Genomic DNA, 22,761 nt, shown 5'->3' with positions numbered 1-22,761 from the left:
GCCCTGTTGGCTCAGCGGGCGCTGCAGCCACGTTCAGCCGCCGTAGACGTGGGGCGCGAGCGTACCGACGAACGGGAGGTTGCGGTACTTCTCGGCGTAGTCGAGACCGTAGCCCACGACGAACTCGTTGGGGATGTCGAAGCCGACCCACTCGACGTCGATGGCGACCTTGGCGGCGTCCGGCTTGCGCAGCAGGGTGCACACCTTGAGCGACTCCGGCTCGCGCGAGCCGAGGTTGGACAGCAGCCAGGACAGGGTCAGGCCGGAGTCGATGATGTCCTCGACGATCAGGACGTGCCTGCCCTTGATGTCGGTGTCGAGGTCCTTGAGGATCCGCACCACGCCGGAGGACTGGGTGCCCGCGCCGTAGGACGACACGGCCATCCAGTCCATCGTGACGGGGGTGGACAGCGCCCGGGCGAGGTCGGCCATGACCATCACCGCGCCCTTGAGGACGCCGACGATCAGCAGGTCCTTGCCCGCGTACTCCGCGTCGATCTTCGCGGCGAGCTCCACGAGCTTCGCGTCGATCTCTTCCTTGGTGATGAGTACCTCTTTGAGGTCGGCACCCATGTCTTTCGCGTCCACCCGCATCACTTTCGGTCGTCCCACCGGCTACCCGTCGCCTCCCGGAGGGGGCGGGGGTTCAGCCTTGCCGAATCACCAGTCTGCCACCCTGCCGCTGGGCGACGACCTTGCCGGGGAGGTTGATGGCTCCCTGGCCGCGCCATCCGGTGATCAGCCGGTCGACTTCCTCGATGTGGCGGGCGAACAGCGATCCGGCCGGGGCACCGGCCTCGATGGCCGCCTGGCGCAGGATGCGGCGGCGCACGGCGGGCGGCAGCGCGTAGAGCTTGGCGCACTCCAGGAGGCCGGCGGCGTCGCGTACGGAGGCCTCGGCCTGGCGGGCCCAGGCGTCGAGGGCGTCGGCGTCGTCGCGGGAGAGCTGGGCGGTGCGGGCGAGGGCCTCGACGACTCCTTTGCCGAGGGCCTTCTCCAGGGCGGGCAGGCCTTCGTGGCGCAGCCGGGAGCGCGTGTAGGCGGGGTCGGCGTTGTGCGGGTCGTCCCACACGGGCAGGGACTGGACCATGCAGGCCTTGCGGGCGGTCTGGCGGTCGAGTTCCAGGAACGGGCGCCGGTAACGGCCGTCGGCCCCCGAGACCGCGGCCATGCCGGACAGGGAGCGGATGCCGGAGCCGCGGGCGAGGCCGAGCAGGACGGTTTCGGCCTGGTCGTCGCGGGTGTGGCCGAGCAGGACGGCGAGCGCGCCGTGGCGTTCGGCCGCGGCGTCGAGGGCGGCGTAGCGGGCGTCGCGGGCGGCGGCCTCGGGGCCGCCTTCGCGGCCGACGCTCACGGCGGTGGACTCGACGGGGTCCAGGCCGAGTTCGCGCAGTCTGAGGACGACTTCCTCGGCGCGCAGGTCGGAGCCGGGCTGGAGGCCGTGGTCGACGGTGATGCCGCCGGCGCGGAGGCCGAGTTTGGGGGCCTCGAAGGCGAGGGCGGAGGCGAGGGCCATGGAATCGGCGCCGCCGGAGCAGGCCACGAGGACGAGCGGGCGCGTGGGCGGGCGCTCGTGCGGGTGCTGCTCGGAGGAGGTGTGGTGGTCGGTGAGGAGGTCGTGGAGGACGCGGCGGACCGCCAGGCGTATCGCCGCGACCGCAGGATGGGGACCCATGTCCGGTTCCCTTCATGAAGTTTTCGGGGGGTGAGCCCGAGGTTCGGTCACTCAGAGTGTGTAGATGGTGACAGAACCGGGGCGTTCCCCGAGCATTGCACGCCTACCCATGGCTCACGGTCCCTCGGACGGGTGATTGGAGGGGCGTTTGCCTGCCGTCGGCCGGATTCCTCTCACGACGTCCGTACACGGTTCACGACTCGGCCTTGCGGTGCACCCGTGCGACCCAGTCCGCCGGTTTGGCGATCTCGGTCTTGGTCGGGAGGGTGTTGGGGGAGGTCCACACGCGGTTGAAGCCGTCCATGCCGACCTGGTCGACGACGGCCCGCACGAAGCGTTCGCCGTCGCGGTACTGGCGGAGCTTGGCGTCCAGGCCGAGGAGCTTGCGCAGGGCCATGTCCAGGCGGGAGGCGCCCTTGGCCCGCCGCTGCTGGAACTTCTCGCGGATCTCGGCGACGCTCGGCACGACGTCCGGGCCCACCCCGTCCATGACGAAGTCGGCGTGGCCCTCCAGGAGGGACATCACGGCGGTGAGGCGGCCGAGGATCTCGCGCTGGGCGGGCGTCTGCACGATCTCCACGAGCGAGCGTCCGCCGTCCTCGTCCTCCTCGCCCTCGGGGCGGCCGCCGGCCAGCGACTGGGCGGCCTCGCGGATGCGTTCCAGGACGGTCATGGGGTCGACCTCGGTCTCCCCCAGGAACGACTGGATTTCGCCCTCCAGGTGGTCGCGCAGCCAGGGCACGGCCGTGAACTGGGTGCGGTGCGTCTCCTCGTGCAGGCACACCCAGAGGCGGAAGTCGTGGGGCTGGACGTCGAGTTCGCGCTCCACGTGCACGATGTTGGGGGCGACCAGGAGGAGTCGGCCGCCGCCGTTCTCCCCGGCGGGGAGTTCGCGGGTGGCGGGGGCGAAGGTCTCGTACTGGCCGAGGACGCGGGACGACAGGAACGCCAGGAGCATGCCCACTTCGACGCCGGTCACCTTGCCGCCGACGACTCCGAGGACCGCGCCGCCGGGAGTGTTGCCGCGCCGCTCCTGCATCTTCTCCAGGAGCGGCTTGAGGATCTCCCGAAACCCGGCGACGTTGGCCCGGACCCAGCCGGGGCGGTCGACGACGAGTACGGGAGTGTCGTGGACGCCTTCCGTGCCCATCCGGGTGAAGCCCCGGACGTGTTCCTCCGAGGCCTTGGCGTGCCGGCGCAGTTCCGCGACGACGGCCCGGGCCTCGTCGCGGCTCACGTCGGGGCCCGGCCGTACGAGCCGGGTCGCGGTCGCCACCGCGAGGTTCCAGTCGACCATCTGAGAAGAAGCAGCACCACCGATGCTCGTCATGCGTCAACCGTACGTGAGCCCTCCCGCTTGGGGCAGGCCGCGCGGGAGGGCGAGGCGGGCACCGGGTCAGCCGCAGCCGCAGGCGGCCAGCGCCGAGGCCGTGCGGTCCAGCGCGCTCTGGGCCGCCGCGGGGTCCGTGGTGTCGGAGGCCAGGAACGCGAAGGCCAGCAGTCGGCCGTCCTGGTCGACGACCGTCCCGGCGAGGGTGTTGACCCCGGTCAGGGTGCCCGTCTTGGCGCGTACGACGCCTGCCGCGCCGTCGGTGTAGCGACTGGTCAGGGTGCCGGTGAAGCCGGCCACGGGCAGGCCGGTGAGGACGGGGCGCAGGTCCGGGTGGTCCGGGTCGCCGGCCTTGACCAGCAGGGAGGTCAGCAGGTTCGCCGTGAGCCGGTCGGTGCGGTCGAGTCCGCTGCCGTCGTGGAAGTCGGCTCCGGCGAGCGGGAGTCCGAGCCCCGCCAGCCGGTCGCGGATGGCGTCGCCGCCGCCCTCGAAGTCGGCGCGCTGCTTGTCCGCGACGGCTGTCTGGCGGGCGAGGGCCTCGGCGATGTCGTTGTCGCTGTTGGTCAGCATGCGTTCGACGAGGGCGGACAGGGGCGGTGAGGAGACCTCGGCGAGGTCCTCGGCGCGGCCGGTCGCCTTGGAGGGGCCGGGCGAGGTGGTCTTGATGCCGTGGTCGGCGAGGAAGCGCGCGAAGGTGCGGGTGGCGTCGGCGGCCGGGTCGCCCACGCGCGGGGCGGGGCCGCTGGCAGATTCGTCGGTGCGGGCCTCGTCCACCATGAGGGCGCTGACGGGGGCGAGGTTGTCGTTGACCCCGATCGGGTGGATCTCGGGGCCCGCGTAGAGGGTCTTGTCGTAGGAGAGCGTGACGGTTTTAATGTCGCGCTTCTTGAGGGCCGTGGCGGTCTCGGCGGCGAGCTCGCGCAGGCTCGCCCAGCCGTCGGCGTCCTGGCGTGCGGTCAGTGTGGGGTCGCCGCCGCCGACGAGGACGAGTTCCCCGGTGTCGGGTTCCAGGGCGGTGCGGGTGGTGAGGCGGTGGTCGGCGCCGAGGGCGGACAGGGCGGCGACGGCGGTGGCGATCTTCGTGGTGGAGGCGGGGGTCAGCGCGGTGCCGGCGCCCGCGCCGTAGAGGCGCTTGCCGCTGGTGAGGTCCACGACGGCCGCGGTGTGGCGGGCGCCGAGCGCGGTGTTGCCGAGGAGCGGGCCGAGGACCGTGGCCAGCGCCTTTCCGGTGGGGGCGGACTTCACGGTGCGGGTGCCGCCGCCCAGTCCGGTGAGCACGGACGCGGCGCTCGGGGCGGGGCGCGGCCCGGTGGGGGTCGTACCGGAGTCCGCTTCGTGATCTGTGCCACCCGGTCGTTCCAGTGCGACCGCCCGGTCCCGCTCGGCCGTACGCTGACCCGAGGAGTCCCAGGGACCGGCGGCGGTCGCCACGGTGGCGGCCAGTGCCAGACCGGCGCCGGCGGCACCGGCGGTGTACTGCCAGGTCTTGACGGTCTTCGGCCGGGTCACCCCGGCAAGCCGTGTGACCTGCGGTTTCACGGCGGCGGCGGTCCGCGCGAGATACGGCCGCACGGCGCCTGTGGCCCGGGTCAGTCCTGGACGTACGGCGTCCGCGGCGCGTGCCAGACGCGGTCGTACGGCGTTCGCGACCCGCACCGCGTGCGGTCTCGCGGCCTGCCAAGGCCTCAGTTCAGGCACGACCAACAGCCCCTTTCGCGATCACAGACCTGCGTGAGGGACACTTAACCACCAGAACTATGTGTTGATCATGGAGGAGCCACCGGTGGAGTTCGACGTCACGATCGAGATCCCGAAGGGTTCGCGGAACAAGTACGAGGTGGACCACGAGACCGGTCGGATCCGCCTGGACCGTCGACTCTTCACCTCGACCGCCTACCCGACCGACTACGGCTTCGTCGAGAACACCCTCGGCGAGGACGGCGACCCGCTGGACGCGCTGGTCATTCTTGACGAGCCGACGTTCCCGGGCTGTCTCATCAAGTGCCGTGCGATCGGCATGTTCCGCATGACGGACGAGGCGGGCGGCGACGACAAGCTGCTGTGCGTCCCGGCGACGGACCCGCGGGTGGAGCACCTGCGTGACATCCACCACGTCTCCGAGTTCGACCGCCTGGAGATCCAGCACTTCTTCGAGGTCTACAAGGACCTGGAGCCCGGCAAGTCCGTCGAGGGCGCCGACTGGGTCGGCCGCGTGGACGCCGAGGCCGAGATCGAGCGGTCCTACAAGCGCTTCAAGGACCAGGGCGGCCACTGAGCACCGAGTCCCGGACGGGCCGTACGCGCACGCGTGCGGCCCGTTCGCATGCCCGCGCATACTGAGGCTTACGGAATGTGTCGTTCAGGGAGCGTTACGGAGTGACGGAGGCGGAGCACCGCAAGCCGCAGTCGGACGAGGCCAGGGGTTTCCACGACTCCGAGATCACGTCCGAGTTCGCCGTTCCCGACGGGCTCGCGATGCCGAGAACCGTCGGCGGTGAGGCGGAGACCACGTCGGAGTTCGCGCTGCCCAAGGGGCTGGAGGTCCCGCAGCCGCCGGGCGCCGAGCCGGAGGGGTCCGCGTTCAACACGCCGCGCACCTACAGCGCGAAGGACGCGCCGCCCGCGTTCACGCCGGCGACCGGCATCCCGGTGGTCAGTCTCACCAAGGACCTGCCCTGGCAGGACCGGATGCGCACGATGCTGCGGATGCCGGTGGCCGAGCGGCCCGCGCCGGAGCCGGTGCAGAAGTCCGAGGACGACACCGGTCCGGCCGTCCCGCGCGTGCTCGACCTGACCCTGCGTATCGGCGAGTTGCTGCTCGCGGGCGGTGAGGGCGCCGAGGACGTGGAGGCGGCGATGTTCGCCGTGTGCCGGTCCTACGGCCTGGACCGCTGCGAGCCGAACGTCACCTTCACGCTGCTGTCGATCTCGTACCAGCCCTCGCTCGTGGACGACCCGGTGACGGCCTCCAGGACGGTACGGCGGCGTGGCACGGACTACACGCGCCTCGCGGCCGTGTTCCGGCTCGTGGACGACCTCAGCGACCCCGAGACGGCCATCTCGCTGGAGGAGGCCTACCGGCGGCTCGCGGAGATCCGCCGCAACCGGCACCCGTATCCGACCTGGGTGCTCACCTCGGCGAGCGGGCTGCTGGCGGGCGCGGCCTCCGTGCTGGTGGGCGGTGGTCTGCTGGTGTTCGTCGCGGCCATGGTGGGCGCGATGCTCGGCGACCGGCTGGCGTGGCTGTGCGCGGGGCGCGGGCTGCCGGAGTTCTACCAGTTCGCGGTCGCCGCGATGCCGCCGGCCGCGATCGGGGTCGCGCTGACGCTGGCCGACGTGGACGTGAAGGCGTCCGCGGTCATCACCGGTGGGCTGTTCGCGCTGCTGCCCGGGCGGGCGCTGGTGGCGGGCGTCCAGGACGGCCTGACGGGCTTCTACATCACCGCGTCGGCCCGGCTCCTGGAGGTCATGTACTTCTTCGTGGGCATCGTCGTGGGCGTGCTGGTGATGCTCTACGTCGGCGTGCAGCTGGGGGCGCACCTCAATCCCGACGAGGCGCTGTCGACGCAGCCGCGCCCGCTGTGGCAGATCGCGGCGTCGATGCTGCTGTCGCTGACCTTCGCGGTGCTGCTCCAGCAGGAACGATCCACCGTGCTGGCCGTGACCTTGAACGGCGGTGTCGCGTGGTGCGTGTACGGCGCGATGCACTACACCGGCGAGTTCTCCCCGGTCGCCTCGACGGCCGTGGCGGCGGGTCTGGTCGGGCTGTTCGGGCAGCTGCTGTCCCGGTACCGGTTCGCCTCCGCGCTGCCGTACACGACCGCGGCGATCGGGCCCCTGCTGCCGGGTTCGGCCACGTACTTCGGGCTGTTGTCGATCGCCGGGAACCATGTCGACGAGGGGCTGGTGTCCCTGTCCAAGGCGGCGGCCCTGGCCATGGCCATCGCCATCGGGGTCAACCTGGGATCCGAGATCTCCCGGCTGTTCCTGAGGGTCGGCTCCGCGGGCAAGCGGCGGGCCGCCAAGCGGACGCGCGGGTTCTGACCCGCGCTCCGCGGCGGCTCTCAGTACCCCTGGTTGTTGTAGGGGTTCTGCTGCCCGTACTGCTGGTTCTGCTGTCCGTACTGCTGGTCCTGCCCGCCGTACTGCTGGCCGCCGTAGCCCTGCGGGTACTGCTGGGCGTAGGGCTGCTGCTGGGGCTGCTGGCGGCCGTAGTACTGGTCGTGGCCGTTGTGCTGCTGCTGAGGGGGCTGCTGGTGCCCGTCGTCGGACGGGATGCGGCGAAGCTGGGTCGTCGCGTCGTCCATGGGCTGGTACGGCTGCTCGGGCGGGGTCTGTCCCGCCGCCCGCTTCTTCTTGGAGCGCTCGCGCAGGTACTCGATGAGGATCGGGACCACCGAGACCAGGACGATCAGGACCAGGATGGCCTCGACGTTCTTCTTGATGACGTCGATCTGGCCGAGCCAGTAGCCCGCGAGGGTCACGCCGGTGCCCCAGGCCACGCCGCCGATGACGTTGTACGTCAGGAAGGTGCGGTACTTCATCCTGCCGGCGCCCGCCACGATGGGCGCGAAGGTGCGCACGATCGGCACGAAGCGGGCCAGGACGATGGCCTTGGGCCCGAACCGCTCCATGAACTCGTGGGCCTTGTCCAGGTTCTCCTGCTTGAAGAGCTTGGAGTTGGGGCGGCTGAAGATCCGCGGCCCGAAGAACTTGCCGATCATGTAGCCGACCTGGTCGCCGAGGACGGCGGCCGCCACGATGAGCGTGCACACCAGCCACAGCGGCTGGCTGATGAAGTTCCCCTCGGCCACGAAGAGACCCGCCGTGAACAGCAGGGAGTCGCCCGGCAGGAACGCGAAGAGACCCGACTCGGCGAAGACGATCAGCAGGATGCCTGGCAGGCTGAACGTCTTGATCAGATAGTCGGGACTGATCCACTCGGGGCCGAGCGCGAGCATGGTCACGGGATTGTGGCTCCTGCATGTGGGGATCGGGGGCTGGGACTGGCTGCCCTCAAGTATCAACGCAACCGCGGTGGCCCAGGTTCCATGGGGGTCCCCAGGATGCACTGTGGTCCGTCCGGGACAAAGCTGTGAGCCATGGGTATTGACGAATACGGCGGCGGCCAGGGGCCCCGGCCCGATGTGCTCGTGGTGACCACCAATGACGTGCCCGGCCACCGGGTGCAGGAGGTGCTGGGCGAGGTGTTCGGCCTGACCGTGCGCTCCCGCCACCTCGGCAGCCAGATCGGCGCCGGGCTGAAGTCCATGGTCGGCGGCGAGCTCAAGGGGCTCACCAAGACCCTGGTGCAGACCCGCAACCAGGCCATGGAACGGCTTGTGGAGCAGGCACGCGCGCGTGGCGCCAACGGGGTTTTGGCGTTCCGGTTCGACGTCACGGAGGCGGCGGACGTGGGCACCGAGGTGTGCGCCTACGGCACGGCGGTGGTCCTGACCCGGGAGTAGCCCCCGGGTCAGGGTTCTTCAGGTCCTCAGGAGGCGTGCCGGGCGGCGTTCGCCCGGATCGCCTCCCTCAGGTGCTCGGCCAGGCCCGGGCGCATGGCGTCGTAGAACGCCTTGAAGCGCTCGTCCGACACGTACATGTCGGCCAGGCCCTGGTGCATGTCGTACGGGCAGTCGTAGAACCAGCCGCAGATGTGCTGCCGGTGCTCCTCCGCCATGTCCATGGCCGCCGGGGAGTCCGGTGTGCCGCCCGCGGCCATCAGGGCGTCGTAGCGCTCGCCCCAGTCGGCCACCTCGGCCTGCATGCGCTTCCAGTCGTCCTTGGTGTACCGGGCCGCGCGGCGCTGCGACTCGGCGTACGCCTCGGTGCCACCCCAGCGCCGTTCCGCCTCCTCGGCGTACTGCTCCGGGTCCTTGTCCCCGAACACCTCGAACCGTTCCTCCGGTGTGAGATCGATCCCCATCGTGCGTGCCTCCATGGCGTGCTCCACGGCCGCCGCCATCTTCTGCAGCTTCTCGATCCGGGCGGTCAGCAGTTCGTGCTGCCGGCGCAGGTGCGCGCGCGGGTCCGCGGCCGGGTCGTCGAGCAGGGCGGCCACCTCGTCGAGCGGGAAGCCGAGCTCCCGGTAGAACATGATCTGCTGCAGCCGGTCGAGGTCGGCGTCGCTGTAGCGCCGGTGACCCGCGTTGCTGCGCTCGCCGGGCACGAGCAGGCCGATGTCGTCGTAGTGGTGCAGCGTGCGCACCGTGACGCCGGCGAAGCCCGCGACCTGTCCCACGGAGTAGCTCACTTCGTCCGCTCCCTTCTCGGTACGCGCTCCACGGTGGCTCCTCACGCGACGTGAGGTGCAAGCCCGGGGCCGCCGGGCAGTGGTTCTAGCGGCTCAGGCGCGTGAACCTTCGCACCGCCAGGGGGAAGAAGACCGCGAGCAACGCCAGCGGCCACACCACGGCCGCCCACACGTGTCCCGGTTCGCCGCCGGGGCCGCCCAGTTGGTCACGGACGGCCGTCGCCGTCTGCGACATGGGGTTCCAGTCGACGACCGTGCCGAGCCAGCCGGGCATGGAGTCGGGGGTCGCGAACGCGTTGGACAGGAAGCCGACGGGCCAGATCAGGATCTGCACGGCCTGCACCATCTCCGGCTTCCCGGCGACCATCGCCAGATGGATGCCGATCCAGAGCATGGCGAAGCGGAACAGGAGCAACAGGCCCACCGCGGCCAGGAGTCCGGGGACGCCTCCCTGCACCCGCCAGCCGATCGCGTACCCGACACCGATCATCGCGGCCAGGCTCAGCACCGACTGGAGCATGTCGGCGGCCGAACGGCCCACCAGCACGGCCCCGTTGGCCATCGGCATGGACCGGAAGCGGTCGATCACCCCCTTGTTGAGGTCCTGGGTGACCGCGATCATGGTCGACTCCAGCCCGAACGCCATGGTCAGCGCGAGCATCCCCGGGACCAGGTAGTCGACGTAGTCCCCGTCCACACCCCGGCCGCCGCCGACCAGGTAGCCGAACATCAGCAGCAGCATCACGGGGAAGACGAGGCCGACCAGCACCCGCACCGGCTGCCGGGCCCAGTGAGCGAGTTCGCGCCGGGTCATGGTCCAGGAATCGGTCAGCGCGTACGTGCTCACACGGTCTCCTTCACTCGGTTCTCGTCCCCGGTGAGGTGCAGGAACACCTCGTCCAGTGTGGGCCGGCGCAGCGCCACGTCCTCCGCCTCGATCCCGGCCGCCCCCAGGGCCCGTACGACCTCGGAGAGCGCCGCCATCCGGTCGGTGACCGGGGCGCTCAGCAGACGGCGGTCGGCGTCGACACGGACGCCCTCGGAAGGCACCGGCAACAGGGCGAGCGCCGCGCCCAGTTGGCCCGCGTCCCGCAGGACCACGTCGATACGGTCGCCCCCGGTGCGCCTCTTGAGCTCGTCCGGCGTGCCGTCGGCGACGACCCGGCCGCGGTCGACCAGGGAGATCCGGTCGGCGAGCTGGTCGGCCTCCTCCAGGTACTGCGTGGTCAGCAGGACCGTCGTGCCGCCGCCGACGAGGGAGCGGACCGCGGCCCACACCTCGGCGCGGCCGCGCGGGTCGAGGCCGGTGGTGGGCTCGTCCAGGAACAGCACCTCCGGGTCGCGGATGAGGGAGGCGGCGAGGTCCAGGCGACGCCGCATGCCGCCGCTGTAGGCGCGGACCGGTTTGCGGCCGGTGTCGGCGAGGCCGAAGCGCTCCAGGAGCTCGTCGGCGCGCACGCGCGCGTAGCGGGCGCCCAGGTGGTGGAGACGGCCGAACATCTCCAGGTTCTGGCGACCGCCCAGTTCCTCGTCGAGGGCCGCGTGCTGGCCGAGCAGGCCGATGCGCAGCCGTACGTCGTAGGCGGCCCGCTCCACGTCGTGGCCCGCCACCTCGGCGCGGCCCTCGTCCGGGCGCAGCAGGGTGGACAGGACACGGACCAGGGTCGTCTTGCCCGCGCCGTTGGGTCCGAGGACGCCGTGGACGCTGCCGCGCGCGACTCTCAGGTCGAGCCCGTCCAGGGCGGCCTTGTCGCCGTACCGCTTGCGCAGGCCCTCCGCGACGATCACGTCGGCCGCCTCGGTCGCATCTGTCATCGGGCACCCTCCCCAGGGGTTCCAGCGTAGTCAAACTTGACTACGCCCCAAAGTAACTCCGCGGTCCGCACTCGTCAAACTTGATTAGCCGACATCCCCGGGATGCCGCTCCCCCGTCGCGTACGGGTTCTCCTGGCCCTCGGCGAGGACGCCGACGAACGGTTCGCCCTCGCCCGCGAAGGTGTACGCCCCGTCCTCGATGCGGGCGATGAGCCCCTGGGTCCACTCCGCCTCGGCGTCGGCCGTGTGGATCCAGAGGTTCATGATCTCGCCGATGTGCCCGAGCTGCTGCGGGCCTTCCTCGGGCACGTAGTGCTCGGTGACGGCGGAACGCCACTCCTCGATGCGCCGGACGCGCTCATTGAGCAGCGCCACCGCCTCCGCGCGCGGCAGGTCCACCATGAAGCCGATGGCCGCCGACTTCATGTCCGTCTTCTGGTCGTAGGAGGTCAGCGCCTCCCGCACCAGCCGCAGGAACTCCTCGGTGCCCCGGTCGGTGATCTCGTACTCGGTGCGCGGCGGGCCGCCGACCGTGGAGGGCGCGACCTCGTGCGCGTGCAGCAGTCCCTGCTTCGCCATCTGCTTCAGGGCGTGGTAGATCGAGCCGGGCTTGGCGTTGGACCACTCGTGCGCGCCCCAGTACTCCAGGTCGCTTCGCACCTGGTAGCCGTGGGCCCGCCCGTGCTGGCGCACCGCGCCGAGCACGAGGAGACGGATCGTTGACATGCGGTCCAGATTATGGCTTCCTCACTTCTCGGCGAGGGCCACCAGCTCGAACGCCGTCTTCCCGTCCAGGGACTCGCGGATGATGTCGGCGTGGCCTGCGTGCCGGGCCGTCTCCCGGATCAGGTGCAGCAGCACCCAGCGCACGGAGACGCGGCCCTCGGGCGGGAACCAGGGCTGGTCGGGGAGCGCGAAGGTGTCGTCGAGGCTCGGCACCGAGCGGGCGAACGCCTCCGTCTCGGCGGCCACCTTCTCCCAGTGGGCCAGCTGGGACTCCACCGTCTCGTCGCCGACCAGGGCGAAGCACTCGTGCCAGTTCGACTCGTCCCGGCGCACGGCCGGCTCCTCGCCCTTGGCGCGGGCGATCCAGCCCTGCTCGACCTCGGCGACGTGCTTGAGCAGACCGCCCAGGGACAGCTCGCTCGCGCTGGGCTTCGCGGCGGCCTGCTCTGCCGTCAGCCCGAGCAGCGACCGCCGGATTCCGCCGCGCTGCTCCTCCAGGAAGGACAGGAGCGCTCCGCGCTCGTCGCCGTACTCCTCCGCGGGAACGTGAGTGACCATGGCAGCCGCCTTTCGTGAGGCCGGGGCCTTCCCCCTGACACTCATGAAACTACGGGCCCTCTAGGACAGTTTCGGTCCTAAAGGGCCCGTGGCGGTCGTCTTGTGTCGGCGGTCAGAACGGGAAGCGGCTGCGGCCGTGCTGGACCGAGATCCACTTGGTGGTGGTGAAGGAGTCCAGCATGGTGTCGCCGTTCAGGCGGCCGATGCCGGAGTGCTTCTCGCCGCCGAAGGGGACGATCGGCTCGTCGTGGACCGTGCCGTCGTTGACGTGGAACATGCCCGTGTCGATCTGCTTGGCGAAGGCGACGCCGCGCTCGATGTCCGCGGTGTGGACGGCGCCGCTGAGGCCGTACGGGGTGTCGTTGACCAGGCGGACGGCCTCCTCCTCGCCGTCGAAGGTGACGAGCAGGGCGACCGGGCCGAAGAGCTCCTGCCTGAGCAGGGGCGAGTTCGCCGGGAGGTCCGTGAGGACGGAGGGCTCGACCAGGTTGTCCGTCGTGGAGCCGTGCACCAGCGCGGTCGCTCCGTCGGCGATCGCCTGCTCGACGGCGCTCGAAACGGCCTCCGCCTGCGAGGAGTTGATGACCGGGCCGATGACCGTCCCGGGGTCGCGCGGGTCGCCGGTCTTCAGCGTGCGCACCTTGGCGACGAACTTCTCGGTGAACTCCTCGGCCACCGTACGGTCGACCAGGATGCGGTTGGCGGCCATGCAGACCTGGCCCTGGTGGACGTACCGGCTGAAGACGGCGGCGTCGACCGCGTAGTCGATGTCGGCGTCGTCGAGGACCACCAGGGCGCTGTTGCCGCCCAGTTCGAGCACCGAGCGCTTGAAGTTGGCCGCGCAGACGGTGGCCACGTGGCGGCCGACCTTGTCGGAGCCGGTGAAGGAGATGACCTTCGGGACCGGGTGCTCCAGGAAGGCGTCGCCGATCTCGGCGATGTCGGTGATGACGACGTTGAGCAGACCGGCCGGCAGTCCCGCGTCCTCGAAGATCTTGGCGACCAGGGACCCGCCGACGATCGGGGTGTTCTGGTGCGGCTTGAGGACCACGGCGTTGCCGAGCGCGAGCGCCGGGGCGACCGACTTGATCGACAGCAGGAAGGGGAAGTTGAAGGGGCTGATCACGCCGACGACGCCGACCGGCACGCGGTAGAGGCGGTTCTCCTTGCCGTCCACCGGCGAGGGGATGATCCTGCCCTCGGGACGCAGCGACAGGTTGACCGCCTCGCGCAGGAACTCCTTGGCGAGGTGGAGCTCGAAGGCGGCCTTCAGACGGGTGCCGCCGAGCTCCGCGATGATCGCCTCGGCGATCTCCCCCTCGCGCTCCTCGACCAGCCTGAGCGCCTTCTCGAACACCGCGCGGCGGGCGTAGGGGTTGGTCCCGGCCCACTTCTTCTGCGCCCGGGCGGCCGCCTGGTACGCCTCGTCGACCTCGTCGACCGTGGCTATCGTGATCGACGCCAGCTTCTCGGCGTCGTACGGGTTGAAGTCGATGATGTCCCAGGAGCCTGTGCCCGGGCGCCACTCACCGTCGATGTACTGCTGGGCCAGGTCGGTGAAGTACGACGACATGTGATCCCCAAATCACTAGCAGACACACGATCAACGTCACGGTCTGATCACACGTCATCGTACTTGCGCGACACGCCAGTTGGGCACGCTGAGCAATCTTCTGGGGAGAACCCTAGGAGAGCTGGAGGAGACCTCGCAGAAGGTCCCGGCTCTCGTCCGGGCCCGGACTGTCCTGCTGGAGTTCCTTCAGCGCCCTCTCGTACTGCGTGACGTCCTCGCGCTTGTCCAGGTAGAGCGCGCTGGTGAGCTGCTCCATGTAGACGACGTCCGTCAGGTCGGACTCGGTGAAGCTGAGGATCGTGAAGGCACCGCTCTCACCGGAGTGCCCGCCGAAGCCGAACGGCATGATCTGCAGCCGTACGTTGGGGCGTTCGGAGATGTCGATGAGGTGCTGGAGCTGTCCGCGCATCACCTGGCGGTCGCCGTACGGGCGGCGCAGGGACGCCTCGTCGAGCACCACGTGGAACTCGGGACCGCCGTCGTCGGCCAGGTACTTCTGGCGCTCCAGACGCAGCGCCACCCGCTTCTCGACGTCCGCCTCGCTCGCGCCCTGCATCCCGCGCCGCACCACTGCACGTGCATACGCCTCGGTCTGCAACAGGCCGTGGATGAACTGGACCTCATAGGCGCGAATGAGGGAGGCCGCGCCCTCCAGGCCCACATAGGTGGGGAACCAGCTCGGCAGGACGTCGGAGTAACTGTGCCACCACCCCGCGACGTTGGCCTCGCGGGCGAGGGAGAGGAGCGAGGCCCGCTCCTGCTCGTCCGTGATGCCGTACAGCGTCAACAGGTCTTCCACGTCACGCGTCTTGAAGCTCACCCGGCCCAACTCCATCCGGCTGATCTTCGACTCGGACGCGCGGATCGAGTAGCCCGCCGCCTCACGCGTGATGCCCCGTGCCTCACGCAGTCGCCTGAGTTGCGAGCCGAGCAGCATCCGCCGCACCACCGATCCGGGCTCTCCCGCGCTCACGTTCGCCAGCCTCCCCAACGTCTTCAGGGCTCGAAGTCTGCCACTAAAACACTCCGAGCAGTACTCGTCCGATTACAGATATGGAAAGAAGCCAAAGTTTCCGCACAGGGTCGAGACACGTGGCGGGGAGGAAGAGGCAAGAAACAGTGGAGAAGATGGCGGAAAAAATGGCCAACAAGCGGTACGGGTAGGGCCAATTCGGTCACGTGCACGTGCATCTGCACCTTGCATCTGCATCGCTCATCCGAAACCATGGTCCCGCGCAACCGCTGCATCGCAACGACCGCGAGTTCCCGGGAGTGCCTCGCATGGGGATGAATGGATCGACCATGCTCGAGCCGTTAAGGCAGGGCCTTCCGCCGCTGGATCCCGCGGCCGTGTCCGACGCCGCCTCCTGTTCCCTGCCCGCCCGCTACGAAGCAGTGGGCGACGCACGGAGGTTCACCCGCAGAACGCTCGACCAGTGGGACCTGGGCGACCGCTTCGACGACGTCTGCCTCGTCGTCTCCGAACTGGTCACCAACGCGCTGCGGCACGCGATGCCGGCACCCGGCGTGCTCGCCGGGGAGCCGAATCCGCCCGTGCGGCTGCACCTGATGCGCTGGACCGGACGACTGGTGTGCGCGGTGCGCGATCCCAGCCAGGAAAGCCCGGTCGCGCGCGATTCCGACGACTTCTCGGCGGAGTCGGGGCGCGGGCTGTTCCTCGTCGACTCCTTCAGCGACAGCTGGGGATGGCATCCCATGGCGGGGACGCTGGGCGGCAAGGTGGTCTGGGCGCTGTTCCGGCTGCAGCCGCACGCGGGCCCGGCCACTTCCGCCGAGTGAGACACCGCGGCGTTTTACGACGCCGCGGTTCTACGCGCGTTACTCCGTGCGTGACAATGGTTACCGCGGGTCATGAACAGGTCGCGGGCACCAACCGGTGTCAACCGGCTATCAGGTGGTCGAACTCGCCGTCCTTGATGCCGAGAAGCATCGCCTCGATCTCCGCGCGTGTGTAGACGAGCGCGGGACCGTCCGGGAAGCGGGAGTTGCGCACCGCGACTCCCCCGTCCGGCAGGCGCGCGAACTCCACGCAGGAACCCTGCGAGTTGCTGTGTTTGCTTTTCTGCCAGGCCACCCCGCGCAGATCCGTGGCCGTCATGCCGTTGTACACGTCGAGGTCCACAGGTCGCTCCCCGGTGGTGCGGTGGCCTTGTGGCCAGTGATGCAGTAATCAACTGGTCCGGATCATAGCTCTGTTCACGTGCAGATGCATGAGCAGATGCACGTGCACGAGGGGTGTTCCCGTGGTTACAGATGTGACGTGTGGGGCACTACATACGTTCCATCGTGTGCCCCAGCCTCCGCATCACATGCGTCCGCCAGCCCCCGTCCATGATCGTCCGGGCCATCAGCTGAGCGGGGTCGTCGGGATCGAATCCCTCGTGCACTAGAAAGAGACGCGAACCGCGCCCTTCCTGTTCCACCTTCCAAGTGATCGTCCATTGTGCGGAGTTGGCGGGATTCGTGTCGGTCCACCGGAGTCTGAGCATCCGCTGCGGCTCGAACGCGAGAACCTCCACCTCGACGCTGCCCGAGAAGTTCGCGTGGGGCCGCGGGACGGAGGTCAGGGTGTACCGGTGCCCGACCTCCAGCCGGAACGCCTCCGCCCCCTGCATCTGCCACTGCACGAGCAGTTCGGGCTCGGTGAGGGCGCGCCAGACCTTCGCGGGCGGGTGCGGGAAGAACTGGTCGACGCGGATGACAGTGAGGTCGTCATCAGGTGGGCCGGTCATGACGCGTCATCGTCGGGCATGCGGTCGAGCAGCGCGCCCAGGTCCTTCAGCCGGCCGCGCCAGAACCGCTCGTACGGGTGGAGCCAGTCCTGCACCTCGGCGAGCGGGGCCGCCTCCAGCTGGTAGATGCGCTGTCGGCCGGAGCGCCGCTCGGAGACGAGTCCGGCCTCGCGCAGCACCCGCAGGTGCTCGGACAGGCTCGGGCGCCGCATGTCGAAGTGACCGGCCAGGGCCTGGACGGGCTGGGGCCCGCCGTCGCGCAGCAGCCGCAGCACCTCGCGGCGTACGGCGCTCGCGAGCGCGGCGAAGACGCGGTCCGCGTCGGCCTCCTCGGCGGTCCCGGTCTCGACGGGTCCCGGTGCGGTCATGCCGGCCTTCCTACTGGTGTGCCTCCGTCAGCAGCATCAGACCGTTGCCGTCGGGGTCCGTGAAGGTGGCCATGCGGCCCCACGGGAGCTCGTCGGGTCCCTGTACCGGGGTCCCGGCCTCCGCGAGCCGCGCACAGTCCGCGTCGACGTCGGTCGTGACCAACATGATCCCCCGGGCCGAGCCGGGCTCGAAGCCGCCCATGCCCGGACCGGACAGCGTGAAGACGGTCTGCGCGCCCTCGGGGGCCACCTGGAGCCAGCGCCCCTGGGGCAGGTCCCGGTCGGCGGTGACGACCATGCCGAGGACCTCGGTGTAGAAGCGCAGGGCGCGGTCCTGGTCCGAGACGGGGAGGGTGACGAAGGAGGCGTGTGTGAGGGGCATGCACCGAGAATAGGTAGGAGTTTCCCTACGCGTCAACCGTAGGGAAACTCCTACCTGTCCGCACTCACCTGCTGGCGTAGGGCAGCAGGGCCATCTCGCGGGCGTTCTTGATGGCGCGGGCGAGCTGGCGCTGCTGCCGGGCGGAGACGCGGGTGACACGACGGCTGCGGATCTTGCCGCGGTCGGAGATGAACTTCCGCAGCAGGTCGGTGTCCTTGTAGTCGATGTAGGTGATCTCGGCGGCGTCGAGCGGGTTGGGCCGGTTCTTGGCGAGCTTGCGGTCCTGCTTGCGGCCGGAACCGCGGTCGGCGTTGCGGGGCATCAGACCTCCAGGAGGGTGTCGAAGGCGGGCGGCAGTTGTTTCCAGGCGTCGCGCCCGGCGGCGTACTCGGCATCCGTCAGCAGGCAGGACTCCAGCAGCCGTTCGAGTCCGTCGCGGTCGAGGCCGGGCGAGGTGAAGACGAGGTGCTGGCAGCAGTCGCCGTGCTCGGGGTGCCAGTCCGTCGCGGCGGCGGCCCGGCGCACCGGCGGGACCATGTCCCAGGCCGCGTCCGGGAGCGAGGCCAGCCAGGGCCCCGCGCTCTCCACGCACAGGGCGCCGCCGGCCGCGTCCCAGTGCAGCAGCACGTCCGGCTTGTCGGCGAGCCAGAACCGGCCCCGGCTGCGGGCGGCCGCACAGGTGATGTCCTCCAGCGCCTCGTACAGCCGCTCCGGGTGGAAGGGCCGGCGGCGGTGCCAGACGAGGGTGGCGACACCGTGCGCGTCGGCCTCGGCGGGCAGCAGGGCGCAGGCGGGGTGCTGGGCGGCCGCGGCGGACTCCACATCGAATCCGGCGAGGGCGGCGCGGGCCAGGGGCGAGGGCCCGCGGCGCCGTACCGGGAAGCGGGTGCCGGCCGCGTCGGTCGGCTCGCCCGCGCGGATCGGGACCCGGCGGGCCGTCGGGTGGAGCTGGGTGAGGAGTTCGTGGTCCTCCTCGTCGGACTCCGGGGAGTCGAGGAGGGCCAGGACGGGCGCGTACTCCAGCTGGCGGGCGAAGGTGTCGGCCACAGTGCGCTGGTCCGTGGCCGCGGCGGCGAGGCCGCGGTCGGCGAGGTCGTCGCCGTTGCCGAGATACGGCAGGACGAGCGCCGGGTCGACCGCGGTGATCACGCCGGTGACGGTGAGCCCGGCCGCCGCGACCACCTCGGCCATCGCCTTGGGCTCGACGGAGTCCCACAGCTCGACGACCGCGAGCCGGAGCGTCCCGGCCGCGTCCAGCCGGCGCAGCTCCGGGACCAGGTCCTCCCGGAGCGCGCAGCAGGCGCAGTCGTTGACCAGCGGCGCCTCCCCGGCGGACAGGATGCCGGTGGCGTCGCGGATCGTCCGTACGACGGTGCCGGCCGCGGCCGTCGCCAGGTCGTGGTGGAGGACGACGCTGCCCGGCACGTCGGCAAGGAGCTCCTCGACGGCCGCCTTGCGGGCGTCGGCGTGCAGCCCGCCGACGATCACGACGGAGAGCATCAGCCCTTCTTTCCGTACCGGCGCTCGAAGCGCTCCACGCGGCCCGCGGTGTCCAGGACGCGGGCGGTGCCGGTGTAGAAGGGATGGCTGACGTTCGAGATCTCGACGTCCACGACCGGGTAGGTGTGGCCGTCCTCCCACTCGATCGTCCTCTCGCTCGTCATCGTCGAGCGCGTGAGGAAGGCGTGGTTCGCGGCACGGTCCCGGAAGACGACGGGACCGTAGGACGGGTGGATTCCCTCGCGCATGGTCAGCGCTCCTCTCGGAAGTCGACGTGCCGGCCGGCGACCGGGTCGTACTTCCGCAGGGTCATACGGTCCGGGTCGTTGCGGCGGTTCTTGCGGGTCACATAGGTGAAGCCGGTCCCGGCGGTGGACCGGAGCTTGATGACCGGGCGGAGTTCGTTGCGTGCCATGCTGCTATCTTACTGAAAATGAATTCCATTTACACAACCGCTTCGAGAGAGGTGCGTCACCCGTGTCCGCCCACTGCATGCTGACCGGCGCACAGCCCGGCTTCGGCAACCGCGTCTCCCACTCCCACCGGCGCACCTCGCGCCGCTTCGACCCCAACATCCAGTCCAAGCGCTACTGGCTGCCGAGCGAGGGCCGCCATGTGCGGCTGCGGCTGAGCACCAAGGGCATCAAGACCGTCGACTCGATCGGCGTCGAGGCGGCCGTGGCGCGGATCCGCGCGCGCGGTGTGCGGATCTGAGGAATCGAGAGGGGAACCGGTATGGCGAAGAAGAGCAAGATCGCGAAGAACGAGAAGCGCCAGGAGATCGTCGCGCGGTACGCGGCGCGGCGGGCCGAGCTGAAGGAGATCATCCGCAGGCCGTCGTCCACGGACGCCGAACGGCTCGCCGCACAGGCGGAGTTGAGGCGGCAGCCGCGGGACGCGAGCGCCACGCGCGTGCGCAACCGCGACCAGGTGGACGGGCGCCCGCGCGGCTACTTCCGGGCCTTCGGACTGTCCCGGGTCGGTCTGCGCGAGCAGGCGCACGCGGGACATCTGCCGGGTGTCCGCAAATCTTCCTGGTAGCTCCCACGGGTGGTGCTGGTAGCTTGCTGCGGTCGTCTGGCCGACCGCTACAGCTTGGGAGCTTCCAGTGACTTCGGCGATCTTCTCGCGCACTGTGCCGGTTCGGCGGGCCGGGCTCGCGGCCGCGGGGCTGGTGGGCGTGCTCGCCCTGACCGCGTGCAGCGGAGGGGGCTCGGACGACGACGCGTCCCCCAGCGCCGGTGCGTCCGTGTCCTCGTCGGCCTCCGCCTCCTCCCCGGCTTCCGGCGGTACGTCGTCCTCGGCGTCCGGCGAGGTCGCGGGCAGCTGGCTCACCACCACCGGCGGCAAGGCGGTGGCGCTCCTGGTCAACGGCGACCAGGCCGGCCTCTTCGCCACCGGCGGCACGGTGTGCAGCGGCAGCGCCGACGCGACGACGATCCGCCTCAAGTGCGCGGACGGCAACACGGACCGGGCCGAGGGGACCGTCGAGTCGGTCGACAAGACCAGGCTCAAGGTGAAGTGGTCCGGCAGCGCCGGCACCGAGACGTACACCCGGGCGGAGGGCGGCCAACTGCCCAGCGGGCTGCCGACCGCGGGGCTCGGGTAGCCGAGGGCATCGACGGGCCCCGGCCTCGCGCACGGCTCGTCGGCAGGGCGGGGCGCGACCGCGGTCCGCGTCGGGGGCGGGCAACCGCGCGGCTCGGGGATGCGTGATGATCCATGCACCGGATCGCTCACATCAGAGGACTTCACATGCGCGCCGCCCCCCTCGCCGTCACCGCCCTCGCCGCGGCCCTGCTCCTGACCGGCTGCTCCGACGGGAAGGACAGCTCGGGTGGTGACAAGACCACCGCGAGCCCGAGCAACGGCACCACCTGCCGGATCGAGTCCATGGACGTCGAGGTCGGCCCCGCCAGCGTGGCCCCCGCCGCCGGGGACAGCGGCAACATCCCCGTCACGCTCACCAACCAGAGCGCCGAGTGCACGCTGGACGGCTTCCCCGGCGTCGACCTGAACGCCGCGGACTCCTCGGCGAGCCTCTCGCCGACGGAGGGCTCCCCGTCCGCCGAGCTGACCCTGGCCAAGGGCACGGCCGCCACCTTCACCCTCACCTACACGCGCGGCGAGGCCGGTGCCAAGGCGAGCCTCGACGTGAAGACGCTGGAGATCAGCCTGCCGGGCGCGGACACCCAGAAGAGCTTCAAGTGGTCCTACGGGCCGGTCCAGGGCAAGGGCGACAACGCCGGTGACCCGAACGCCTCCGTCGGCGCCTTCACTCAGGCCGGGGACTGAGCCGGGACCGGTTGCCGACCTGCGCCCGGTCGGCCGCCCGGGCGCCCTCGGTCCATCCCGCCTCGTCACCGGCACCGCGCAGCCGGGTCGTGGTGGTCCGCGGGAACATCCGCTCCATGCGGTCGGTGACGGCGACCTCGCGGGAGGCCAGCACGGGCAGCAGGTCGTCGGTCACCGGGGTCTCGGCGGCGGCGCGCAGACGGTCGCCGACGCGGTGGGCGTAGGCCGCGAGGAAGGACTGCCGGAAGGTCTTGGTGCGCCTGCGGCCGCCCGCCCGCTGGGCCGCCTCCGCCTTCGCCATCGCGGACTGCGCCTGCACGAGCAGCGAGGTGTACAGGAGCTCGACCGCCTCCAGGTCGCCCTCGAAGCCGACCACGGTGGAGAAGGCGAACGGTTCGTTCCACACCGCCCGGCAGTGGTTGGCGGTGGCGACCGCGTCGAGGAGCACCGCCTTCGCCTGCTCGTACGGCGACTCGACCCCGATCCGGCAGGCGCCGGGGGTGTCCTTCGCGGGCGCTCGGGCGTCGAGCAGCGCCTCGTCGACACTGTGCCGGGCCATCAGCTCCTGCGCCTTGGCGGTGAGCGCCTCCGCCTCCTCGGGGTAGCCGGTCCCCTCCGCCTTGGCGAGCAGGGCCCGGATCCGGCCGAGGACGCGGGTGTCGCCCCGGTGCTCCCGCCGGGGTTCCTCCAGCGGCTCCAGCGCGGGCAGCCGCAGCAGCAGGCGGTACAGCTCCAGTACGGCGACGGCGTGCGTGAAGCGGTCGGAGCGGGGTCCGCTCTCGTCCGGCTCCTCCAGCTGGGCCAGCTGGGCGGCCCAGCGATGTCCGCGCGGGCGGTCGTCGGGGGCCTGGGCGCGGATGAGCTCGGCGACGAGGCGGACGTGGGTGTCGTCCAGTTCGCGTCGCACGATCCGTACGACGTCGGCGGGCTGCCAGCCGCGCCGCCAGGCCTGCGCCACGAACTCGGCGCCGCGCCGGGCCAGTTCGGCGTCGGTGGCGGGGGCGGCGGCGAGGAGTGAGGCGCCGGTGTCCAGGGCGGTGTCGTCGTCGGCGTAGAGGGCGGCCCGGAAGGCGCGGTCGACGGGGTGGGGCGGGTCGCCGGGCGTACCGCTGCCGTCGCCGCCGGTCGCACCGCTGCTCGTGGCGCTGTCCTCGCGGTTGCCCCCGCTCCTGTCGGTGCCCTTGCTCCTGCGGTTGCCCTTGCTCCTGCTCACGGGGCGATCGTCTCACCCTGCGAAAATCGCTCGCCCACGCGCGCGTGCCGCTCCGAGCATGGCGGCATGGTGGACATGTCTCTGTACGCGGCGTTTCTCGTCGCCGCCTTCGCGCTCTGTGTCACCCCCGGTCCCGACATGATGTTCATCGTGGCGATGGGCGGCCGCGGCGGGCCCGCCGCCGGGGTGATGGCCGCGTTCGGCGTGGCCTGCGCCATGCTCGTGCACACGGTCGCGGCGGCGCTCGGGCTGTCGGCGCTGTTCAGCACCCTGCCGACGCTGTACCACGTGCTGCGCTGGGTGGGAGCGGCCTATCT

The 22,761-nt window shown here is 70.8% G+C and carries 30 protein-coding genes; 9 read left to right on the top strand and 21 right to left on the bottom strand.

All coding sequences use genetic code 11. The features are described from left to right. Positions 1–33: 33 nt before the first annotated feature. The 4 genes from hpt to dacB form a co-directional block, all read right to left on the bottom strand. Positions 34–594 carry a hypoxanthine phosphoribosyltransferase gene (gene hpt, locus EHS43_RS01040; protein ID WP_020122574.1) on the bottom strand — a complete coding sequence of 187 codons (561 nt, stop codon included), beginning with the start codon at positions 592–594 and terminating at the stop codon, positions 34–36. 52 nt (positions 595–646) lie between these two features. Further along, positions 647–1,675: a tRNA lysidine(34) synthetase TilS gene (tilS, locus tag EHS43_RS01035; protein ID WP_125188526.1), complete on the bottom strand. Its 1,029-nt coding sequence runs from the start codon at positions 1,673–1,675 to the stop codon at positions 647–649. A 193-nt stretch (positions 1,676–1,868) separates the two neighbouring features. Next, entirely contained in the window at positions 1,869–3,005 is a 1,137-nt protein-coding gene (locus EHS43_RS01030; RefSeq protein ID WP_125188524.1) for a zinc-dependent metalloprotease, read from the bottom strand. A gap of 66 nt (positions 3,006–3,071) precedes the next feature. Continuing rightward, positions 3,072–4,709: a D-alanyl-D-alanine carboxypeptidase/D-alanyl-D-alanine-endopeptidase gene (dacB, locus tag EHS43_RS01025; RefSeq protein ID WP_125188522.1), complete on the bottom strand. Its 1,638-nt coding sequence runs from the start codon at positions 4,707–4,709 to the stop codon at positions 3,072–3,074. 79 nt (positions 4,710–4,788) lie between these two features. Between dacB and EHS43_RS01020 the strand changes: the two genes are divergently transcribed. Beyond that, positions 4,789–5,280 (top strand): inorganic diphosphatase, encoded by a 492-nt coding sequence (locus EHS43_RS01020; RefSeq protein WP_007383738.1) that lies wholly within the window; start codon positions 4,789–4,791, stop codon positions 5,278–5,280. A gap of 101 nt (positions 5,281–5,381) precedes the next feature. Further along, on the top strand, positions 5,382–7,049 hold the full coding sequence (locus EHS43_RS01015; protein WP_125188520.1) for a threonine/serine exporter ThrE family protein: 1,668 nt from the start codon (positions 5,382–5,384) through the stop codon (positions 7,047–7,049). Positions 7,050–7,069: 20 nt separating this feature from the next. On the opposite strand, the gene EHS43_RS01010 is transcribed toward EHS43_RS01015, so the two are convergent. Further along, positions 7,070–7,972 carry a DedA family protein gene (locus EHS43_RS01010; RefSeq protein WP_125188518.1) on the bottom strand — a complete coding sequence of 301 codons (903 nt, stop codon included), beginning with the start codon at positions 7,970–7,972 and terminating at the stop codon, positions 7,070–7,072. A gap of 135 nt (positions 7,973–8,107) precedes the next feature. Here EHS43_RS01010 and EHS43_RS01005 point away from each other — a divergent pair, with 135 nt between their 5' ends. Then, positions 8,108–8,473, top strand: coding sequence for a YbjQ family protein (locus EHS43_RS01005; RefSeq protein ID WP_125188516.1), 366 nt, complete (start codon positions 8,108–8,110; stop codon positions 8,471–8,473). A gap of 26 nt (positions 8,474–8,499) precedes the next feature. Here EHS43_RS01005 and EHS43_RS01000 read toward each other — a convergent pair whose 3' ends face one another. The 7 genes from EHS43_RS01000 to EHS43_RS00970 all read right to left on the bottom strand — a co-directional run bounded on the left by EHS43_RS01000 (position 8,500) and on the right by EHS43_RS00970 (position 14,870). Then, entirely contained in the window at positions 8,500–9,261 is a 762-nt protein-coding gene (locus tag EHS43_RS01000) for a MerR family transcriptional regulator (RefSeq protein ID WP_125188514.1), read from the bottom strand. A gap of 85 nt (positions 9,262–9,346) precedes the next feature. Continuing rightward, positions 9,347–10,108: an ABC transporter permease gene (locus EHS43_RS00995; RefSeq protein WP_185806074.1), complete on the bottom strand. Its 762-nt coding sequence runs from the start codon at positions 10,106–10,108 to the stop codon at positions 9,347–9,349. Further along, entirely contained in the window at positions 10,105–11,076 is a 972-nt protein-coding gene (locus tag EHS43_RS00990; RefSeq protein ID WP_125188512.1) for an ATP-binding cassette domain-containing protein, read from the bottom strand. The genes EHS43_RS00995 and EHS43_RS00990 overlap by 4 nt, the downstream gene beginning before the upstream one ends. Positions 11,077–11,160: 84 nt before the next feature. Then, positions 11,161–11,802 (bottom strand): PadR family transcriptional regulator, encoded by a 642-nt coding sequence (locus EHS43_RS00985; RefSeq protein WP_125188510.1) that lies wholly within the window; start codon positions 11,800–11,802, stop codon positions 11,161–11,163. Between the two features lie 21 nt (positions 11,803–11,823). Further along, positions 11,824–12,360, bottom strand: coding sequence for a DinB family protein (locus tag EHS43_RS00980; protein ID WP_125188508.1), 537 nt, complete (start codon positions 12,358–12,360; stop codon positions 11,824–11,826). Between the two features lie 112 nt (positions 12,361–12,472). Further along, entirely contained in the window at positions 12,473–13,933 is a 1,461-nt protein-coding gene (locus EHS43_RS00975) for an aldehyde dehydrogenase family protein (protein ID WP_125188506.1), read from the bottom strand. 112 nt (positions 13,934–14,045) lie between these two features. Beyond that, positions 14,046–14,870: a helix-turn-helix transcriptional regulator gene (locus tag EHS43_RS00970; RefSeq protein ID WP_125188573.1), complete on the bottom strand. Its 825-nt coding sequence runs from the start codon at positions 14,868–14,870 to the stop codon at positions 14,046–14,048. Between the two features lie 365 nt (positions 14,871–15,235). Between EHS43_RS00970 and EHS43_RS00965 the strand changes: the two genes are divergently transcribed. After that, complete coding sequence (locus tag EHS43_RS00965; protein WP_125188504.1) at positions 15,236–15,733, top strand: ATP-binding protein; 498 nt, start codon at positions 15,236–15,238, stop codon at positions 15,731–15,733. Positions 15,734–15,833: 100 nt separating this feature from the next. Here the strand turns inward: EHS43_RS00965 and EHS43_RS00960 are convergent, their stop codons facing one another. The 8 genes from EHS43_RS00960 to rpmG all read right to left on the bottom strand — a co-directional run bounded on the left by EHS43_RS00960 (position 15,834) and on the right by rpmG (position 19,351). Then, positions 15,834–16,076 carry a DUF397 domain-containing protein gene (locus EHS43_RS00960; protein WP_125188503.1) on the bottom strand — a complete coding sequence of 81 codons (243 nt, stop codon included), beginning with the start codon at positions 16,074–16,076 and terminating at the stop codon, positions 15,834–15,836. A gap of 148 nt (positions 16,077–16,224) precedes the next feature. After that, complete coding sequence (locus EHS43_RS00955) at positions 16,225–16,686, bottom strand: SRPBCC domain-containing protein (RefSeq protein WP_125188501.1); 462 nt, start codon at positions 16,684–16,686, stop codon at positions 16,225–16,227. Beyond that, a complete protein-coding gene (locus tag EHS43_RS00950; RefSeq protein ID WP_125188499.1) occupies positions 16,683–17,054 on the bottom strand; it encodes a helix-turn-helix transcriptional regulator in 372 nt (123 codons plus the stop codon). Before EHS43_RS00950 ends, EHS43_RS00955 begins: the two co-directional genes overlap by 4 nt. Positions 17,055–17,064: 10 nt before the next feature. Next, entirely contained in the window at positions 17,065–17,436 is a 372-nt protein-coding gene (locus EHS43_RS00945) for a VOC family protein (protein WP_125188497.1), read from the bottom strand. A gap of 64 nt (positions 17,437–17,500) precedes the next feature. Continuing rightward, a complete protein-coding gene (gene rpsR / locus EHS43_RS00940; RefSeq protein ID WP_125188495.1) occupies positions 17,501–17,758 on the bottom strand; it encodes a 30S ribosomal protein S18 in 258 nt (85 codons plus the stop codon). Further along, on the bottom strand, positions 17,758–18,936 hold the full coding sequence (locus tag EHS43_RS00935) for a GTP-binding protein (protein WP_125188493.1): 1,179 nt from the start codon (positions 18,934–18,936) through the stop codon (positions 17,758–17,760). The genes rpsR and EHS43_RS00935 overlap by 1 nt, the downstream gene beginning before the upstream one ends. After that, positions 18,936–19,184, bottom strand: coding sequence for a type B 50S ribosomal protein L31 (locus EHS43_RS00930; protein WP_125188492.1), 249 nt, complete (start codon positions 19,182–19,184; stop codon positions 18,936–18,938). Before EHS43_RS00930 ends, EHS43_RS00935 begins: the two co-directional genes overlap by 1 nt. 2 nt (positions 19,185–19,186) lie before the next feature. Further along, positions 19,187–19,351, bottom strand: a complete 165-nt coding sequence (gene rpmG / locus EHS43_RS00925; RefSeq protein WP_015658813.1) for a 50S ribosomal protein L33 — start codon at positions 19,349–19,351, stop codon at positions 19,187–19,189. Positions 19,352–19,413: 62 nt separating this feature from the next. Here rpmG and rpmB point away from each other — a divergent pair, with 62 nt between their 5' ends. The 4 genes from rpmB (at position 19,414) to EHS43_RS00905 (ending at position 21,231) form a co-directional block, all read left to right on the top strand. Beyond that, positions 19,414–19,650: a 50S ribosomal protein L28 gene (gene rpmB, locus EHS43_RS00920; RefSeq protein ID WP_125188490.1), complete on the top strand. Its 237-nt coding sequence runs from the start codon at positions 19,414–19,416 to the stop codon at positions 19,648–19,650. A gap of 21 nt (positions 19,651–19,671) precedes the next feature. Further along, the gene (rpsN, locus tag EHS43_RS00915; RefSeq protein ID WP_125188488.1) at positions 19,672–19,977 is read left to right on the top strand and encodes a 30S ribosomal protein S14; all 306 of its coding nucleotides are present in this window, start codon (positions 19,672–19,674) and stop codon (positions 19,975–19,977) included. Between the two features lie 67 nt (positions 19,978–20,044). Then, positions 20,045–20,545 carry a hypothetical protein gene (locus tag EHS43_RS00910; protein WP_125188486.1) on the top strand — a complete coding sequence of 167 codons (501 nt, stop codon included), beginning with the start codon at positions 20,045–20,047 and terminating at the stop codon, positions 20,543–20,545. Between the two features lie 146 nt (positions 20,546–20,691). Continuing rightward, positions 20,692–21,231: a DUF4232 domain-containing protein gene (locus tag EHS43_RS00905; RefSeq protein ID WP_125188484.1), complete on the top strand. Its 540-nt coding sequence runs from the start codon at positions 20,692–20,694 to the stop codon at positions 21,229–21,231. On the opposite strand, the gene EHS43_RS00900 is transcribed toward EHS43_RS00905, so the two are convergent. Continuing rightward, complete coding sequence (locus EHS43_RS00900) at positions 21,212–22,264, bottom strand: DUF2786 domain-containing protein (RefSeq protein ID WP_125188571.1); 1,053 nt, start codon at positions 22,262–22,264, stop codon at positions 21,212–21,214. The genes EHS43_RS00905 and EHS43_RS00900 overlap by 20 nt on opposite strands. Positions 22,265–22,510: 246 nt before the next feature. On the opposite strand from EHS43_RS00900, the gene EHS43_RS00895 reads away from it, so the two are divergent. Continuing rightward, positions 22,511–22,761 (top strand): LysE family transporter (locus EHS43_RS00895; protein WP_185806072.1); only part of this gene is annotated, 251 nt, incomplete at its 3' end.

Origin of the sequence: Streptomyces sp. RP5T (assembly GCF_003933965.1) — a bacterium.
Taxonomy (GTDB): domain Bacteria; phylum Actinomycetota; class Actinomycetes; order Streptomycetales; family Streptomycetaceae; genus Streptomyces.
Note: the sequence above shows the minus strand (reverse complement) of the source record. Positions and strands in the feature narration are given on the sequence as shown.

What these genes read in the sequence shown, in the direction of transcription:
- hpt (WP_020122574.1), bottom strand. Translation starts at nt 594, where the DNA reads ATGCGGGTGGACGCGAAAGACATGGGTGCCGACCTCAAAGAGGTACTC.
- tilS (WP_125188526.1), bottom strand. Translation starts at nt 1,675, where the DNA reads ATGGGTCCCCATCCTGCGGTCGCGGCGATACGCCTGGCGGTCCGCCGC.
- EHS43_RS01030 (WP_125188524.1), bottom strand. Translation starts at nt 3,005, where the DNA reads ATGACGAGCATCGGTGGTGCTGCTTCTTCTCAGATGGTCGACTGGAAC.
- EHS43_RS01005 (WP_125188516.1), top strand. Translation starts at nt 8,108, where the DNA reads ATGGGTATTGACGAATACGGCGGCGGCCAGGGGCCCCGGCCCGATGTG.
- EHS43_RS00990 (WP_125188512.1), bottom strand. Translation starts at nt 11,076, where the DNA reads ATGACAGATGCGACCGAGGCGGCCGACGTGATCGTCGCGGAGGGCCTG.
- EHS43_RS00985 (WP_125188510.1), bottom strand. Translation starts at nt 11,802, where the DNA reads ATGTCAACGATCCGTCTCCTCGTGCTCGGCGCGGTGCGCCAGCACGGG.
- EHS43_RS00980 (WP_125188508.1), bottom strand. Translation starts at nt 12,360, where the DNA reads ATGGTCACTCACGTTCCCGCGGAGGAGTACGGCGACGAGCGCGGAGCG.
- EHS43_RS00975 (WP_125188506.1), bottom strand. Translation starts at nt 13,933, where the DNA reads ATGTCGTCGTACTTCACCGACCTGGCCCAGCAGTACATCGACGGTGAG.
- EHS43_RS00970 (WP_125188573.1), bottom strand. Translation starts at nt 14,870, where the DNA reads ATGCTGCTCGGCTCGCAACTCAGGCGACTGCGTGAGGCACGGGGCATC.
- EHS43_RS00965 (WP_125188504.1), top strand. Translation starts at nt 15,236, where the DNA reads ATGCTCGAGCCGTTAAGGCAGGGCCTTCCGCCGCTGGATCCCGCGGCC.
- EHS43_RS00955 (WP_125188501.1), bottom strand. Translation starts at nt 16,686, where the DNA reads ATGACCGGCCCACCTGATGACGACCTCACTGTCATCCGCGTCGACCAG.
- EHS43_RS00950 (WP_125188499.1), bottom strand. Translation starts at nt 17,054, where the DNA reads ATGACCGCACCGGGACCCGTCGAGACCGGGACCGCCGAGGAGGCCGAC.
- EHS43_RS00945 (WP_125188497.1), bottom strand. Translation starts at nt 17,436, where the DNA reads ATGCCCCTCACACACGCCTCCTTCGTCACCCTCCCCGTCTCGGACCAG.
- rpsR (WP_125188495.1), bottom strand. Translation starts at nt 17,758, where the DNA reads ATGCCCCGCAACGCCGACCGCGGTTCCGGCCGCAAGCAGGACCGCAAG.
- EHS43_RS00935 (WP_125188493.1), bottom strand. Translation starts at nt 18,936, where the DNA reads ATGCTCTCCGTCGTGATCGTCGGCGGGCTGCACGCCGACGCCCGCAAG.
- EHS43_RS00930 (WP_125188492.1), bottom strand. Translation starts at nt 19,184, where the DNA reads ATGCGCGAGGGAATCCACCCGTCCTACGGTCCCGTCGTCTTCCGGGAC.
- rpmG (WP_015658813.1), bottom strand. Translation starts at nt 19,351, where the DNA reads ATGGCACGCAACGAACTCCGCCCGGTCATCAAGCTCCGGTCCACCGCC.
- rpsN (WP_125188488.1), top strand. Translation starts at nt 19,672, where the DNA reads ATGGCGAAGAAGAGCAAGATCGCGAAGAACGAGAAGCGCCAGGAGATC.
- EHS43_RS00905 (WP_125188484.1), top strand. Translation starts at nt 20,692, where the DNA reads ATGCGCGCCGCCCCCCTCGCCGTCACCGCCCTCGCCGCGGCCCTGCTC.